This window comes from Pseudomonas sp. 2822-15 (genome assembly GCF_002742515.1).
Taxonomy (GTDB): domain Bacteria; phylum Pseudomonadota; class Gammaproteobacteria; order Pseudomonadales; family Pseudomonadaceae; genus Aquipseudomonas; species Aquipseudomonas salomonii.
The window spans coordinates 70,460-86,613 of record NZ_LJRY01000377.1; the positions used below are offsets into that span (position 1 = coordinate 70,460).

Annotated in this window: 15 protein-coding genes, 1 tRNA gene and 1 pseudogene; 13 read left to right on the forward strand and 4 right to left on the reverse strand. The window is 48.8% G+C overall.

The annotated features are described in order from the left end of the window. Positions 1–279 precede the first annotated feature (279 nt). The 4 genes from AOA59_RS29260 (at position 280) to AOA59_RS29275 (ending at position 6,749) form a co-directional block, all read left to right on the forward strand. Positions 280–367, forward strand: a tRNA-Ser gene (locus AOA59_RS29260). Between the two features lie 901 nt (positions 368–1,268). After that, positions 1,269–2,687, forward strand: coding sequence for a site-specific integrase (locus AOA59_RS29265; protein ID WP_099489884.1), 1,419 nt, complete (start codon positions 1,269–1,271; stop codon positions 2,685–2,687). After that, complete coding sequence (locus tag AOA59_RS29270) at positions 2,684–6,091, forward strand: hypothetical protein (protein ID WP_099489885.1); 3,408 nt, start codon at positions 2,684–2,686, stop codon at positions 6,089–6,091. The genes AOA59_RS29265 and AOA59_RS29270 overlap by 4 nt, the downstream gene beginning before the upstream one ends. A gap of 4 nt (positions 6,092–6,095) precedes the next feature. Continuing rightward, positions 6,096–6,749: a hypothetical protein gene (locus AOA59_RS29275; RefSeq protein ID WP_143522861.1), complete on the forward strand. Its 654-nt coding sequence runs from the start codon at positions 6,096–6,098 to the stop codon at positions 6,747–6,749. Positions 6,750–6,886: 137 nt separating this feature from the next. Here the strand turns inward: AOA59_RS29275 and AOA59_RS29280 are convergent, their stop codons facing one another. Beyond that, complete coding sequence (locus AOA59_RS29280; RefSeq protein WP_017479536.1) at positions 6,887–7,351, reverse strand: helix-turn-helix domain-containing protein; 465 nt, start codon at positions 7,349–7,351, stop codon at positions 6,887–6,889. A gap of 93 nt (positions 7,352–7,444) precedes the next feature. Here AOA59_RS29280 and AOA59_RS29285 point away from each other — a divergent pair, with 93 nt between their 5' ends. The 5 genes and pseudogenes from AOA59_RS29285 to AOA59_RS29305 form a co-directional block, all read left to right on the forward strand. Further along, positions 7,445–7,918 (forward strand): hypothetical protein, encoded by a 474-nt coding sequence (locus AOA59_RS29285; protein ID WP_371919098.1) that lies wholly within the window; start codon positions 7,445–7,447, stop codon positions 7,916–7,918. Positions 7,919–7,965: 47 nt separating this feature from the next. After that, positions 7,966–8,409 carry a hypothetical protein gene (locus AOA59_RS29290; RefSeq protein ID WP_099489887.1) on the forward strand — a complete coding sequence of 148 codons (444 nt, stop codon included), beginning with the start codon at positions 7,966–7,968 and terminating at the stop codon, positions 8,407–8,409. A gap of 91 nt (positions 8,410–8,500) precedes the next feature. Next, positions 8,501–8,884: a hypothetical protein gene (locus tag AOA59_RS29295; protein WP_099489888.1), complete on the forward strand. Its 384-nt coding sequence runs from the start codon at positions 8,501–8,503 to the stop codon at positions 8,882–8,884. A 64-nt stretch (positions 8,885–8,948) separates the two neighbouring features. Then, positions 8,949–9,254 carry a hypothetical protein gene (locus AOA59_RS29300; protein WP_099489889.1) on the forward strand — a complete coding sequence of 102 codons (306 nt, stop codon included), beginning with the start codon at positions 8,949–8,951 and terminating at the stop codon, positions 9,252–9,254. After that, a pseudogene (locus tag AOA59_RS29305) lies at positions 9,211–9,813 on the forward strand (Sir2 family NAD-dependent protein deacetylase); the annotation flags it as partial. The gene AOA59_RS29300 and the pseudogene AOA59_RS29305, both read left to right, overlap by 44 nt. A 290-nt stretch (positions 9,814–10,103) precedes the next feature. On the opposite strand, the gene AOA59_RS29310 reads toward AOA59_RS29305, so the two are convergent. Beyond that, complete coding sequence (locus AOA59_RS29310; protein WP_099489890.1) at positions 10,104–10,733, reverse strand: hypothetical protein; 630 nt, start codon at positions 10,731–10,733, stop codon at positions 10,104–10,106. Between the two features lie 325 nt (positions 10,734–11,058). On the opposite strand from AOA59_RS29310, the gene AOA59_RS29315 reads away from it, so the two are divergent. The 3 genes from AOA59_RS29315 (at position 11,059) to AOA59_RS29325 (ending at position 14,140) form a co-directional block, all read left to right on the forward strand. After that, positions 11,059–12,045 (forward strand): nucleoid-associated protein, encoded by a 987-nt coding sequence (locus AOA59_RS29315; protein ID WP_158235281.1) that lies wholly within the window; start codon positions 11,059–11,061, stop codon positions 12,043–12,045. Further along, positions 12,042–13,481 carry a hypothetical protein gene (locus tag AOA59_RS29320; RefSeq protein WP_099489892.1) on the forward strand — a complete coding sequence of 480 codons (1,440 nt, stop codon included), beginning with the start codon at positions 12,042–12,044 and terminating at the stop codon, positions 13,479–13,481. Before AOA59_RS29315 ends, AOA59_RS29320 begins: the two co-directional genes overlap by 4 nt. A 359-nt stretch (positions 13,482–13,840) precedes the next feature. Continuing rightward, complete coding sequence (locus tag AOA59_RS29325) at positions 13,841–14,140, forward strand: hypothetical protein (protein ID WP_056789366.1); 300 nt, start codon at positions 13,841–13,843, stop codon at positions 14,138–14,140. Between the two features lie 103 nt (positions 14,141–14,243). Here AOA59_RS29325 and AOA59_RS29330 read toward each other — a convergent pair whose 3' ends face one another. Beyond that, a complete protein-coding gene (locus AOA59_RS29330) occupies positions 14,244–14,648 on the reverse strand; it encodes a hypothetical protein (protein WP_256593144.1) in 405 nt (134 codons plus the stop codon). A 141-nt stretch (positions 14,649–14,789) separates the two neighbouring features. Further along, a complete protein-coding gene (locus tag AOA59_RS29335) occupies positions 14,790–15,026 on the reverse strand; it encodes a hypothetical protein (protein ID WP_099490081.1) in 237 nt (78 codons plus the stop codon). Between the two features lie 212 nt (positions 15,027–15,238). On the opposite strand from AOA59_RS29335, the gene AOA59_RS29340 reads away from it, so the two are divergent. After that, a complete protein-coding gene (locus tag AOA59_RS29340) occupies positions 15,239–16,021 on the forward strand; it encodes a DUF4253 domain-containing protein (RefSeq protein ID WP_164673118.1) in 783 nt (260 codons plus the stop codon). Positions 16,022–16,154 lie beyond the last annotated feature (133 nt).

Genomic DNA, 16,154 nt, shown 5'->3' on the forward strand with positions numbered 1-16,154 from the left:
ACTCCTTCAGTTTTGAAACATTCAGTCGCAAGGATCATAACAGACGCTCTGTAACAAGCCATGGCAAGAGTTTGACAGTGTGTTTCATTCGGGTATTATGGCGCCCGCTGACACGGGATGGGCTACTATAATCCTGTGAAGCAAAAGGGAAATTGGCAGAGTGGTTGAATGCACCGGTCTTGAAAACCGGCGGACGTTAATAGCGTCTCCAGGGTTCTTATCTAAGGCTATCTCCAGTTGCACCTTGCTGTACCGCTTCATCGCGTCATCGGAATAAACGGGAAATTGGCAGAGTGGTTGAATGCACCGGTCTTGAAAACCGGCGAACGTTAATAGCGTTCCCAGGGTTCGAATCCCTGGTTTCCCGCCGCGAACTCAACAAAATCAAGGGCTTAGATGAAAATCTAGGCCCTTTTTTTGTGTTTTTTTCGGACGAGAGATGGAGTAGGGCGTGCCGCTCTCTGGATAAAATGAGGTGCTCTCTAAGACTGCAACAATTCCAGTTGCGCCTTGCCAATCCTTTGAGTTGACGCTTTGGGTTGGTGAGTGGCTACCTTTCACTTCTCTCTGTTCTTCCCCTAGACGCACGTCCAGTAAATGAACGTGGTTCGCTAGTCGGGCGATTTGCCTCAATCCTAATATGAGCTAGAGCCCAGAGTCTGATGGTGGCCAAAGGAGAGGGCATGTGCACATTGTGATGCCCCGTTGATGACTAGCAGAAATGAAAAAGCTGCGGCGTAAGATGCTCGGTAGGGACATTTTCAGATTGGCGAACTGATTGGCTTCCTCCTTCGGCAACATTACTTCTCGTGCAGAGTCTTCGTTCATAGACCGATTTCCTCCGATTCCTGGCTGATCCTCCCCGCACGATGTTGCTGGATTTTTGGTAGCGAAAAGCCGCCGATGTGGCGCCAGCTTGAATCCATTTCTGGTCTTAAAAAGCTTCCGTTCACTTAGCAGCGGTAAACGAGATGGGATGTGCGTCATAGGAGAGCCCGAGCTGACAAAGCATTCGCTTGGACACAGAGCCACCTGTTTCGTCCGTCGCTGTTAATCGCGACGATATGGCTAGCCCTCTATTGGGGGCGGTGTCACACCATCAGAGCAGCCCTCATTGAGCGTTTAAAAAACGGTATGCTGCGAGCATACTGTAAGATGCAACTAATTTATTGCATCTTATTGCGTTCATCATTTTGATGTGGAAGGATGCGCCCGAAATTTGGAGCCAGTCATGCTCTGAAGAATTATATGAGGGCGCATGTCAGGTTATGAAACACGTAGAACTGTATGAAACCACCCGTAACGGTATCCCTACTTTCCGGCTCCTCTGTCCGGATCAGGCGATGTCTGAATTTTTTGATAGCTGGGCTTATCAGCTAGCCAAATTGAAGAAATTCAAAACCGTTAAGGCGTACTGCTATGCGGTTCAAAGCCTTCTTAACTTCATGCACCAAGTTAGCATCTATAACCACGGCCTTACCCCGACTCTTCTCAATGATGCTTTGGATAGCTATGAAAGTTATCTGGTCTTCGGAGAAGGTAGTGATGCACCGATTGCTCGTGATGCTGCAAAGGCGCTCAGCTCCCCGAAAATTTCGGGGGCATCTGTCGGTGTGCATCTTGTTGCAGTAAACCGTTTCATCGCTGCTAGTGAGGCTATGCGAGACGGCTTGCTTCAAATGCAGCGCAGTGGTTATGTATCTGAAGCGGCGATCTCGATGATGCCTCTTACTATCTCTAAACACATTGATGCCCCTAAGGCTGTCAGTGCATCTATTAAAGCTAATAGTTGGTTAGCGGGTTGCCTTGCAGGCGGTGTGAAGCGAATCAAGATGCAAAATCTTGCACCCAAATCAAAGGCATCAACTTTGGCGCGCACAGATGAGTTTGGGGGCGATGAGATAGCATTTCCTATTGATAAGTGCAAATCTCTGATCGACAGCGCACTTTGTCTGAGAGACAAGGTGCTGTGGTCGCTCATCGCTGCATCTGGTTGTAGGATTTCAGAAGCCCTGACGGTACTGCTTGATGATATTGAGGTCGACACTGAGCATCCGAATCTGAACAAGATATATATCGTTGATCCTGATACGCGTCGGGATGTGCTGATTGATTACATGTCTGAAGCAGATCTGAATAAGCTTAATCATAAAGGAAGGGACAAGCCCGGTACTTTCCTTATTGAGCCATTTGCCTCGATGTTTTGGTACAACCTTGGTCTCTACAACGAAGAGCAGCGTGCAAAGGAAAAAGAACGGCGCCGTCCAGTTCTGCATCGTTTTCTTTTTCGTAACCTCAAAAATGGCAATGCTATGCCTCTATCCTACCAAGCAGTTTGGGAGCGATTTAGTAGGGCCGCAGCCAACTTGACGGGCACTAGCTATGGCTTCCATTCATTGCGTCATATGTACGCCTATTATCTTGTTAATCATTGTCCTAATCCAGCGGGTAAAAACAAGTTCGGGTTGGAGCTCAAGGTGGTGCAGACGTTGATGGGGCATAAGTCAATCAAATCTACGGAACGTTACGCGCGCAAGGATGCAAAAATGCTCGAGGCGACATTTGCCGCGATTAACATGCTTCGAATGTCTGCATCTAATTTCAGCGTAACTCAAGTGCAGATCAAACATCTGGAGAGTGAAATTGAGCAGTTGAAGCTTTTGATCTCTGTAGGGGAGGCGGCATGATTAATTTGAATAAGGACAGCGCTATTTGGTTGGTTTCCGACGAGCAACTGAATGGCGAGTTTCGACAGGCCGTCTCGCTTGTACGCCAAATTTATAGGAAAGTTCATGGTGTAAGCAGCACCACTTCCTTAGCTTATAAGGTTGAGGCGGTTTTGAATTGTGGCGTCGATATCAGTAGGTGGGGAAGACTAGAACTCGATGCTCTTTTGCAAGTGACATTTCGTGATAGTGAAGTCACGCTTAGCGATGTCGACCGCACGCTCGCAAATACACCACCCTCCTACGGCACGGCACTGAGCCAATTTTTTCGTATGGTGTTCATTGCCCTTTGGGGGCGGAGAGTGCTGATTGCACCGTTGTCAATTCAGACAATCAATCATCAGGTTGAGTGTTTTGATATGCTCTGTGAGAAGCTTGATGTTGAGTCACTCACCTTGATTCGGGGCCTGCATCCTGAGTCAAAGATCGCGAGTATCTTCAAAAGAGGCGAATTCAATGACGGAAGTAGTCGAGTGAATTTTTGGCTGAGGTTGCTGCTGAGTACAAACTTTTATGGTGTGGATGATATCCAGTCGGAGGACTGTCAGAAGTTATTTGATAGTGCGAACGGTGTTGGCGTCTTGCCGCTTCGTAGGTATTACGTCAACGACTTCCTCCTGAGTGTTACTGCCGCGTGCGAAGAAAAAAAGGCGCTAGTAGAAGCGATCTTTGCCCAATACAAGATATCTAAGCTAGTAGCAAAGCCGGAGCGTGTTCGCTTGGGACGTCGCGTTTCGACTAAGGTGAAGGTAAAGACTGCAGCTGAAGAGTCCGTTTTGAGGTCGTTTGAAGTCGCGCAACAGTTAGCCTCTGGAAATCGTGATTTCGACTTCAAAGAAACGTTCAAAGCCCACTTCCCCTCACCTCGTATCAAAGAAATCTTTAGTTTAGGAGAGGAGGGCGCCCGGTTCCCTTTTTTTGAATGGTCGCATCCGCAAGTACAGGCGTTTGCGCTTCATATCGACGCCGTTTTCAGATCTTTTTTGAAGTCTAAGCGGTTGCAGAAGTCGGACGGCCACACGTTCATGCTTGGTATGCTTATGAGCTATTTGTCAGCCTACCTACCGAATTTTTTCATGCGCCGTGACGGGTCGCTTGAAAACTATCCCAGGACACTTAATGACTTTTCTTGCAGTCTGTATTTTACACGTGAATCAATTTTCTTAGACGGCGTTATCAAATATTTGCGGGCTCCGCCTCATACTTTTTTGACATATGTGGAGGCGTTCGCTAGAGCGCATGGTTGGACTAATGAAACTCACTATTCGCGAGTGTTGATTATGCAGCACTTCTGTGAGTATGTTGAAGATAACCGTCTTGCCTTGCCTGACGCTAACGAATCTAAGTGTACTTTCACAAGTTCTTGCTTTCCGCCGATTGAAAAGAAGTCGGGAACAGTGAAGCGCCCTATCCCACGCCCTTATTTCGCCACATTTCTCAGCATGCTCTATAGCCTTGAGTACCTGGCCGAGCATATCAATTTGATGCCATTCGTCGCAGGTCGGAAGGAATTGGACTTCAATTACGGCGTAATGGATGGAAAGCTACTTCAGCCGTCTATGGCTGACCTTCTGCACTCCCATGCATGGGCGGGGTTGATTTCGCGGGAGGTTCAGGGCATGGATCAGGTCAACCAATCCCTGTTGAATTACACGCCTATTTTTTATCATGAGAAACAGATATATAGGTTTGATTTCTTACCCCGCTTTTATAAAATTGTTGACTTCGAAATTGGAGGGCGTGTGTTGCAACTCGTCTCTCCCAACGAGGTACGATTGACACAGCTTATGTGCGAGACGGGGCTTCGTCAGCACCACCTCGCGTGGCTTAACAAGGATAAATATGATTGTGTTCTGGATCGCTACTGGAAGAGTCCTTTAGCGCCGCTTTTCGTAAGTTCAGATAAGTCTCATGGTGAATGGACTGCCATTGTGTCCAGGCATGTTATCCATATCATGGATCGACAAAAGAAATGGTATGACTCGTGCAGTTCCGAGTCTTACAAGGAAGATCTCTGGTATGGTATGACAGAAGGTTCGAAATTTGGTCAATACAAACCTCTTTTTCGTAATTCAGGTACCACAGACAGTAACTGGAAAAATAACCGGCATTTTCCTATTTTTTTGATGATTCTTCAGTATTTCATCAAGATCATTATGGAAGATGACTCTGGTGAGGATTTGGTTTTCATTAAGACCGCACCGAATGAGAAAACGCCTATCGCAGGATACGACGATTTGTCTCTGAGTAAGGTTTCAGTGAGCTCACTCAGCAGTCCGCATACCCCCCACGGTTTGCGTGCTGGATTTGTGACTGAGGCGATGCGCTTCCTGCCACCTTCTATCATTGGTCAATTTATGACGGGGCAGACGGAAGAGCTTGTATGGTATTACACCATTTTCGATGATGAAAATATGCCCGACCACCAGAAACTACTCGCTGACTATATGACCAAGAATATGGACAAGCTTCAAGGCGGTGAAGCGCCAGAACTTGCGCAGGCGGTTCTCAAGCTGAACGCAAGGTTGAAGGACAGCATACATCAAGACCCAATTAAGGCTATCGAGACTCATGGTCTGATGAGCTTGACTGGTGTTAAGGAGGAGCAAAACGGTCTGGAGGTTTTGCGAGCCAAACGTTACACGACACTGGCATATAACAACTGTCATATTTGTCCTTTTAATAACCATTGCCCGAAAGAGGTTGTGGATCAACTCGGCGTGGGTAGACCTTGCGCACTTTGCCCCTACGCAATTCGAGGCGTTGATCATTTACCAGCCGTGTGTGCGGAAAAAGATAAGTCTAAAGAAATGATGCGGGGTGTCTTGGACAAACTGAGGGAGTATCAGGCTCTGAAACCGTCCTCTCGGAATCATCAGATGGAGGAGACGCTCAATAGTGAATACGACCGCCATGCTAGGGAGGCTTGTGCTCTTGAAGCAATTGAACAACAGCTCTACAAAATGGCTACTGATGGGGATGTCAAAAGCCTATTTCTGACCGACAAGAAAGGGTTGACCGCTCATTATAAGAAAATTCACCTTTCAGAAGGTGAGCACCTGCTGAAGCGTCTTATCGACGTTCAAAACTTTCCCGATGTTAACAGTGCGCGTCTTGATCAAAAATTTGCTTACCTGCGGGGCATGATGCTTGTGCAGCAAGGTAAGTTTGAAGAACTGTTGCGTGTCGACCCCAGGCCTCCGAGCCATCAGCTATCCTCCCAGATTGCGAGCATGCTTACCGCCGGAGTGCTGAATGTGAGGGATGTGGTTAAAATTGGACACGCTGCTGCTAATCCATCCTTGGAAGCTAAGCCTGTGCAATCCATGTCTGCTAAAATTGGGGTCATTCTACCGGAGGGGTAATCTCTTGGCATCGCGCGTTGATACATTTGAAGAACACAGGGAGGAGGCTAGGGCTGCTCGAATTGCACGTATCCAAAGTGCCTTGGATGTTTTGGCATCTGCTAACTATGAAAATATAACTAATTTGGCTAAAGCAGTTGCCAAAATCGTCGCCGAAATTGAGTTAAGGAACTATTTAGGCTTGCCAAGTGATATGCAAGCTAAAGTCTTTAAACCTATCAGTCACATCACACTGTTGAGAAATGATAAGTACCGGCAAATCCTTGAGCAGCATCTAGGTCAGAATGTGGAATCTTGCGTTCCAGTCTCGATAAGCTCCTCGGACTTCGAAGCGCTAAAAATACGAAATGCTAGTCTGGCGGGCCACATTGAACAGCTTAAACTGACGATCCGAAATCTTGATTCAGGCGACTCTGTATCGAGTCTAGATGGCGAGAAATTGCTAAAAGATAATGCTTGCTTATCAGACGATCTTAAGTTCGTTATTGGTATGCTTGATGACGTATTAAGTGGCGCAGGCGGGATGTTTGTTACGAAAATGCCAGGTGAGGAAGATAAGGATTTCACGGTTGCTGGCTTGCATGGGCCGATGGAGTTGATTGCTACGTACGATGACCTATTGCGGCTTGAGGGCTTGCGTCAGAAACTGGAGATATAAAACTTCACCCCAGGAAAATATGGAGTAGCTCCGTATTTAAAATAAATCTTTTACGATTTAGCACATCTCAACTCAAAGCACTTTTTCTGGTTGATGGATAGCTATCTAATCCAAGGTTGCACTCGTCTGCCGTCCTCTTAGTCGCCCGCCGATTCTCGATGCCAGAGCCTACGTACTGTCGGCTCAGGTAGGGCTAGTCGCTTGCGCACCTCTGCTTGGGTTAAACCTTGAGCTTTCATTTCCTGTACTGCGACCCACTTCTTTCTAGCTTCTACCATCGCTGGCGTCATTTTTGCGGGTGGTTCATCTGGTAGGAGCGTATCCGCTAAATCTAATTTTTCGAGCTCAGCCAAGCAGTCTAGAAGAATTTGGCGTCCCGTCTGTTGCTTGTGTCCAGCGAGTGTCAGCGTGAACAATGTCAGTGGTTGAATACTTAGGGCGCAGGCGAGCTCGTAGCTCACGTCGACTGTAGCAGTGGTCAATGCACTCTCGAGCTGACTGACGTGGGATTGCACAACGGTTTTGGAGATCTCAACCTGAGAAAAACCGCGTTGTGTGCGAAGCAGCTTGAGCGCTGCTGCGAAGGATTTACGCAGCGACATTTTCCATACCCGCAAAAGTAGACGGTATGCCGTGTTTGCCTAGCGTCACACAAATCTATATATTGATATGAGTGACGCTTATGTCGAGATGACATGCGAGTATTGCGCCGCAATCAATCTCTGCTGCTGTTGGTGGGCGTCGTCAATTCATGCAAATTTAGGGAGGAGTGGATGGGCAGTCTTATCGACGATGGGCTGTTGGGGGATGCTGGGCCTGAATTGGAAGGCTGCAGACTCGCTATAGACGAGGCCCTTAATGTAGCCAGAAAGCGCTACAAATGGATGCCCCTATGCGCCGTCGAGGAGTGGATCGTCCTAGATGCCATCGTCACCGACGAAGAGCGAGCCAAAGTAGCCGCCGCAGGCTGCCAACCAATGTTTATGTTTGCCCACAAGGTCGTGGATGACGAGCAGAGACGTTTTGAACCTGGCCACTGGGTCAGGTCGAGTATGGGCACTGCGTTCAACGACGGCTTTCTGTTCGAAACTCGGAATAGCGTCTATGTGCTGCTCGGGCCGGGTCATCGCAAATCAGCAACCATCAAAGAGATCTTCTCTCTATTTTGAATTAACCAACCGGGCTGCTTTGCGTCCGCAGAAAACTGAGGCACCTGATGTTCAGAACCGAAGACTCAGACGCTATTGGCGTTCCGGGATTGTTTGGCGAAGGCTTGATGCACTGGCAGGGCGTGTCACGGGTGCTCAGATCGCACTGGTATCACTTGACCGTTCGAATCAGCGAGCAGGGTCGAAGCACTGAGTTCACGCGAATGATCGAAGGTGAGCACAGACTGCAGCAAATGCTTGTGCAGCAAAATGCAGGGGAAGTGATAGTCGACGTGCAAGTGGTTACCCCGCCTTGGATGAATAACTGCGATGGCTGGCGTATGGATCGTGTCGTTAAGGTGACTGTCGGTGATGATAACGACTTTGAAGTCAGTCTGATGGAGGTGGACAGTGGAGCTATTTACCACAACTCACACCGCCCAGGTTTTCAAGTTCAGTTACTACAGAACTGCCGGCCAATTTTTCTTGAAACCATGATTCGATCAGCCTGAAATTTATCAAGAATCCCCCACGATACCAGCGCCTCTGGTTGCGTGTGAAATTCCTGATGACGCCATACGGACTCCCCATTGGAGCGCAAAGATGCTCGACACCATTGATGTAAATTTCCACGGTAAACGCCATACAGATTTCGACCTTTTGCGAATCATAAAAGCCCAAGAACAGGGCTTCGACATACCGGTCACTGCGTACCTTTGCGGAGTATCCATCAGGTCTCGTGCAGGCATCGGTGTTGTTTTTGGCCACAAGCGAAAAGACCAGTACGGTCGATTCGGCGATGGTCATCTGATCCGCACTTCTGACGTATTGAAAGTTGAGCGCGAAGGCAGATTCTGGGTTATGACGACGGAGAATAGCCGTTATGTATTAGCAACTTTTCAGCGCCAAAATGGCCGCGCCAGCTTGCGTGATTTTTTGCGTACCACTAATGGGCAGTACCATCCGAGCCCTCGGATCTTGCAGTGATATTTCATCGGGAGGGAGGGAATGTCTCGGCCTATTGTTGTGAGTTTGGGATCAAGGTGGCTTCATGCTCCTGAAGAAAGGCGAGGTCGTCTCCATTGCTTCCGGTATCTTTGACGCCTACAGCCGGGAAGGGCCGTTTGTAGCGACCCAAGATTTCGACCTTGGCGCATTCGTTGCCGAGACCGTATCTGCTGTTACGGAAACTTGGGAAATCACCGAATTGCTTTGGGAGCTTCCTCGGTTGCTTGTTGAGCAAGGTCTCCTTGTCGAGCTACCTTGTCGACGAATTCACTTAGGGTCTTTGGGTGACGTTGAACTGACGGAAGAAAGCCGACCCAGCGCTCTGTTGGGGATGGTACGAGTGGCGTAAGCAGAAAGTTATCCAGGCGCAGCCAAATGGGGCGCATCGAGCTATCGCTGCACTTGCCAACCATGTGCCTAAGCTGACAGTGGTGACTCAAAATGTTGATGACCTTCATGAACGCGCCGGCAGCCAAGATGTGATTCATCTACATGGCAGCCTGCACTCTCCTCGTTGCATTGATTGCGGGCTTGCGTATACGTTGCCCCTCACGACTGACGCGCTGCCTGAGGATGGAAGTCGGATTGAGCCGCCGCGATGCAGCGCTTGCAGCGGGTATGTTCGGCCTGGCGTCGTTTGGTTTAGTGAGATGCTTCCGGAGGACGCATGGAGTGCAGGTCTCGTAGCAGCAGAGGACTGCGATTTTTTCCTTTCGATTGGGACATCCGGGATTGTGTATCCGGCTGCCGAGCTACCGCTACGTGCTTTGGGGCACGGGGCGACTGTCCTTCACATCAATCCTGTGCGGTTTGATATCAGCAGTCAGGAACACTTTCTTCAAGGCCCTGCCTCGATCATGATGGAGGGACTATTTCGCGAGACCTTCGGCGACTTTCCTACCTCGTAGTTCGAGGGGGATTCACGTTGCCTCTGCCTTGAGCTTGCCCCCTAGGGATACGGCTGGCGTGAACCAAACCCTGACTGCGCCAGGTTTTGGCCCTCCGGGCTTACATCCTCAAGCCTTTAGCCCGTCTGGCCGGAGCGCTCCGCTCGCACCTTTGGCCACAACGTGCGGCGTTATCTCGATGATTGTAGAAGCAAGCCTCACCTGCGTATTACTGCGCTAGAGGCTTTGTATTTTGACGCCGCATCAATCGGGGGCAGAGTACCGTGTTTTATATTAGGCCCGAGGAGACTTCACGCAGAACGCTTCTGGATGAGATCCAGCAGCAACTTGCCATCGGGCATGGGTGACATGGTGCGCAAGAATACGACGTTTTTTTGCACCGTTTTCTTGATCTCAGCGGCTGAAATTGGCTTGTCCAGGATGGTGAAATCCATCAGTCGTTGAAAGTGGCACTCTTCGAGATAGCCGTGATGCTCACGCTTTTCAGTTTCACCAGTGCCTTGGCCGAATGCGACGATTCCTTTGCCGTTCTCGTACAAGAAGACCACATCACCTTTCTGTATACGGTCAATGTTGTACTTCCAGGGGCCATAAAAGGCTGCTGCGTTACCCTCGCTGAGCATGCGGTCATGGTCTTCCAATGAGTGACGCTTGTTAGTATTTAGAAGGTGGAAGCTCGATGGTTCGAGTGACTCGATGTCTACCGCCGCTTGCTCTTCGTCATCAAGCTTAAGAGCAACCTTAGCGGCTTCAACACCCTTCTCAAGCAGTTTAAGCATTGTCTCCTGGCGACTCAGATCAAGCTGATCAGCTAAACCTTCGATGAAGGAGTAAAGCTCCTTGGGCATGCGGATAGATGCGGACGCTAGGTCGTTCTTCGTCTTCGCGGCGTTTTCGATGAGCGAAATAATGTCGTTCATGGGATGGATCTCCTGTCAGATATGGTAGAGCATCCCATGGCATAAAAATAAAATCAATTGGTGCTTTTTTTAAAAAGCAAAAAAAGAAGCATAAAAAATGCAAGCCAGGCGCTCCGATTTCATGTCCGCTTTAACACGCTGACCAGAGATCCTTCCATCGGACAGGTGATCCTGAATGGGGCATACGGAAGCCAATCGCTCCCAATAGGTGTATATTCATACAGTGATCATGTTATGCCCAGCGGAGGGCGCTGGCATAACGCTGGAAAGGTGCTTAGATCAATGCTTAATGTCATGTCGCCACCAGCAAGGAAGAGGATTTAACTTGGCCAGTCTTACCGATAAAGAAATAGAAGCCCTGAAAATCGAGAACTTCATTTTTCACGTGGTGCATCATCGAGCTGATGATCCGATACTTTTTGACGATACTCCCTTGAGTACCTTCGAGCCGTTCTTCATTGACCGCATCAAAGAAACCCTCAAGGGCAATAAATTTTCTTTCGCTGAAATATCTCAAGTAAAGGCCAAATTGATTAGCTGGGAGAAGGGTGAGTCGAATTTTGTCGATATCTCCAAGAGCTTGGCGCGACAATTTCATCGCCTTGGCGATAAACGGATGAAGTCAGGCGTGTTGATTGTAATTGGCTTGGTTACAGGCGCTAAAAAGTTTTATTCTTTAATCAAGTATGACTCTGAAAAAGTTGTCACATTTGAAACCAAGGGCGCCCAGGCAATTCTTCAGGCAGTTACTAACAACTTTACTGAATCACCAAAAGCGTTGCAGAAATCAGCCCTTATTGATTTGGATTCCAAAGACTCAGAAGTAGTGATCATTGATAAAATGAGCCGCTCAGGAATCAGTGACTTCTTCAAGGAATTCCTGGGTGTAGAGCGTCTCCGGAACTCAAAGGAAATGACGGTAGATTTGGTTAAGGCAATCAAAAAAACTGTAAGGACACACCTGGGTGATCTACCGCCTGCTATCACATCAAAAGTAGCTGAGAAAGTCGTTGAGATTGCGAAAAAGCGTAAAGACTTTGAAGTCGACGAATTCTTCACAGATTTTTTTGGCATTAATGGCCAAGATGAAATTCGGGCGACCTTCGACAAAGAATTGGAAAGCCTAAATTTGACTGGTGAGGTGTTCTCCTATGATGGGGAAGAGTTACCTACCAATGAGGCAAAGAAATACGTAACAAGCGAAGGCATCATCATCAATATGCCTGCACGAGCAAAGGGAAGCTTAACTATCGAAAACGGAAAGGATGAAACTGTCATTACTATTCGTACAAGTCGCTTGCGTGAATCATGAAACAGCTAGCGCTGGAACTTCGCAGCTTCTTTGAGCTACTTGCGGCGTCGGGCGGTTCTGCGCAGATTGAGACTGCGCATATTGTTCGAATTGATGAAATAAGCGTTACATCTTCTGAGTTTGTTCGAGAGTTGAAAGATCTTGCCCAGCGTGTTTGTACTGATGGCATCGGAACGATAGAGCTTTTTGGAGAGGTTTCCGACAGCATCGAGATCAAGGGTTTAGATTTGGAGGATGTAGAAAATGACAGACTAACACTAATCTTGGAGAAGCCAGCGGATGATGGTTGGTGTTATTTCCTCACTTTAAGAGGTTTCGAAAACTGGCTGAGAACAAATCAATTCTCAGCACAGACCTCACGGAAAAAAATGTGTGTATGGGTTGCAGGTGAAAACTTTGAGTTTTCCACTCATCAGTTTCTAGTGAAAGAAATGGGTGGAGATAAAAGTTTACCTGCCGCCACTCAACATCCTGAAAAGCCTTGGAAAATGGTACGGGATCTTACCCACTCCCTTACCCCACCGTCGCTTGAGCCATGGCTGCTAACCGCTGAGCCAATTACTGAAAGCGAACCTTTTACAGCCTGGAAACGCGTGGCGGTGGAAAAGCTTTCCTTTTGCTTGCCAGCCGAGATTCGCAAGGAAGATGATGAGACTCATGTAATATTTCGAGGCGGGCGCTCACTCCCCATAGCTATAGACCAGCCTATTAACTGGGCTGATATCAATTTTGAAACACTTCACGACACCTGCCAGTGGATTTACTCCACCCCTAGGGAGTCTGAAACGAAATTCCAACTTTTCAATAACCACATTGCTATCAACTGGAACAGTGGCACGACGTGGCCCTCTGGCTCAACGCCGCTCTTGAAAAATAGCCTCTCGGGGGCCAAGGAAGCGTTCGCCTTTCATCTCCAGGATCAGAGCAAGGAGGCTGTCAAAAGCCTGGGGGATCTGCGTAAGGGTTTGCAGGACGAGGTCAATAAGACACAAACCGCGACAAGGGATTTAATATCAGCTCTCTGGCGTGATTTCGCGGTGGCGGGTGTTGTCTTAGCTCTCAAGACTCCGATAGCGACTACAGGCGTAGCGGATACAGCCACCACGATTCTGTATGTAGGCGTTTCTGTACTTCTCATATTGAGCATGGTTATCAACACTCTATCAACCTTGCGTTTTAACAGTCTTGCTGACAGCAGTAGAGAAGGATGGCGGAAGAAGATCTACAACTTTATGTCTGCCGACGACTGGAAGCGCTTGGTTGAAAAACCTATATCGTCCGGACGCACTGTTTACTGGCTTGCTTGGGCTGTGTGCTTCTGCCTATACGCAGCCATTGTCCACTACTTCCTATCGCTCGCGGCGCCTAGCTTTGTAGCGAACCACATCGATTATTATTTTTTCTACGCGTGGAACTACATCACCGCCTTTTTTTAATAAAACTATAAATACAACTACGATTAACTCTTTGTGGCGCAGTGTTGCTGCACAGATATTTAGAAGCTATGCCAGGAACCATTAGAGGCTTGCTTCCACATCAGAAGATAGTCTGGGTGAGGTAGGGGGCTATAGTCATCATTGTTCGCATTCCTTTGCTCAGCGTAATGTACCCAAATAGGGCCATTAAGCCCAAAAACGATGGTTAATATCCCGTATTGGGAACATTAACGTTGCAAGTCATAGCCACGTACACCATCGCACCGCCCTAGGACGGCAATTGATTCTCTGATTCGCGAGCCTCATGGCGAGCCCAGCGCAAGGTAGCTATCGACATGAATTGCCTAAGGTACAGTGCAATGGATAAGACAATCACCGTCGATCAACTGGCGACCACTGACCTGAGATCAATCAACGAGATATGGCTCGGCGGGACTCATACCCAGCTATGCCTATGGCGTGGCGAACAGGTCTTCACCCACGAGATGATGAGCGAGGGCACCCACGATCAGAATGTCAGACGTCTTTGCGTGAAGGTGGTCAACCCTGGCGATCACGCTGCTGTGGCCAACGTTGAGTTGATGGTGCGCGAACGGCTGGAAAAGATGGGGAAGGAAGGCGAGTTTTATCCGGCTGAGGAGACGGACACTCATCGATAGCACCCAGCAGCTCTGGTAAAAAAATAGGGTCTCGGCTAGTCGTGAGTGCCTCAGGACGCCATTTGAGCATGTGTTGCGATTTCCGCTTTATGGGCAAATTGCACTAGCTCTGTGCTTTGGCGCTCCTGTACTGTTCGTTCCACCAGATGACAAGTTCAGCATGTTGCTCGTGAGTGATCCATGCGAAATTTGTTTTGTCCGCCGGGTCGCCCCCAAAGACTAAGGGCTTCGTATACCACTTGATCTTGCCAGCGAAACGCTCGTCCGGCTCAAGGTAAATCTGCTGGGGAAGGGCAAACGGCGCGGCATAGGACGCATCGAGTGGCAGCGTCGGAATGGTAAACATTACTCCGGAAGAGTTGATGACGATAAAGTCGTCCCATCCTCTTAGACCTAGTAGCGTGTACCCCGGAAGATGATGATCAATTCCGTAGGCCTTCATGGCAGCTAAGCTCTCATCCTCCGTGAAGATGATGAAATAGTCGTCGTTTTGCCAACCTTCGTTCATGAGGGGGTGGCTCACTTTTGGCAGATAGGGAGGTACTCGGTGTGCTACCAGCGTCTCGTGGCCGACAGAGAGCAACGGTTGCTTACAGTCGGATGATTGTCTGATCACAGAAGGGCTGCATTGTTTTGGTACAGGCGCAAATCACTGGGAGCGTAGACGTTGCCATTGATTCCAGCAGTCCTCCGCGACGATGTCTGGATAACCACGATCTTCTTCCACTGCCAAGGCTGCGCTAAAAGGCAAAGCGATGCAGGTGGATCTGTCTCGGATTTCACACACCTCAATCTCGGTAAGCGGCTGGCCCTTTTTATCCTGGGCGGCTTGCAGCACTGCCGCCAGAGCCGGCACAAAGACTAGACATAACGGATCTGTAGTCATCAGTTTCTTCCCTGAGTCGATTAGAAATTGCATGGTAGGCCAGTTCCGGACATCAACATTACCTCGAAGTGCGAACGTCAAAGTTAGCGTAGCGCGCTGCTATGTGGTGGCAGGAAGACTTATTGTCGCTTGGCGGCAGACCTTCAATGATGATCCTGAAACGCTTAGGATTACTCACTCAATTCAGTAACAACTGGAGCAGGCCACGGTTTATGGATATCGAATTTCGCGGTAATGGTATGCGCGATAACCCGTCTGTAGGTACATGCGATGAGTACGGCGTGAGCGGGATTACCAGTTTTGACGATCTAGCCGAAGCTCGTCGTAAGATTGCCGAGTCTCACCCAGGCTTTAAACCTCTGTTCTCGCTCGATGATCTGCACCAAGCGCGCTACACCTCGGGACATGTGCGCAATAATTTAGGGATGGACGATGCATCGGAGCAGGACATAGCGGGCTTGCCTCCAGAGTGCTTTGAGAATGGTGAATACATAGGCTATCCGACTACGAAAGAGGAGTTTGCAATCTGTCTTCGCAATTTCATGACCCTGGTTGCAGCCACGTCTTTCGAGGATGCTTGTACTCATGGTTTGACGCTAGATCAGCAGGCCCTCCAGGAGTGGATCGGTTACCAGAACAACCCTATCTCTCTTCTAGAGCAGCCTCTTTCAGCGCTTCTGGTACCCGTTCAGCAGTCCTGCCAGGCACTCGCGGCTTTTCCGAATGGCTATTTCACTTCGGATCTGGATCCCGCGAAAAACTTTGCCGTTGCGCGTCATTTTTCAGAAGCGCATGGCTATGAGTTGATGGGCGTAGGTGCTTCTTACATCGGCTTCATTCGTGCTGAACCGCCTGATACATCACTTGCTAACGTCGTAGCCAAAGACTTCTGTGCGCTCTATAACACTAGCGATGAAAACCTAAAGGGACGTGTTTCCAAAGTTGCGCAGGCGATCTCCGGTCGGACGCATCTTTGGCTCCGTTACGTGGAGTGAGCTTCGTCGCATCCAAAGTCCGGCTGAATAGTTAACAAAGCTTGTGAGAGGTCTGGAGCTTTTTGCCGCCTTGTATGAGGGCAGTATCCACACATCCACTACAATCAGGCACATGATTGGCGCTGCTCGTTTT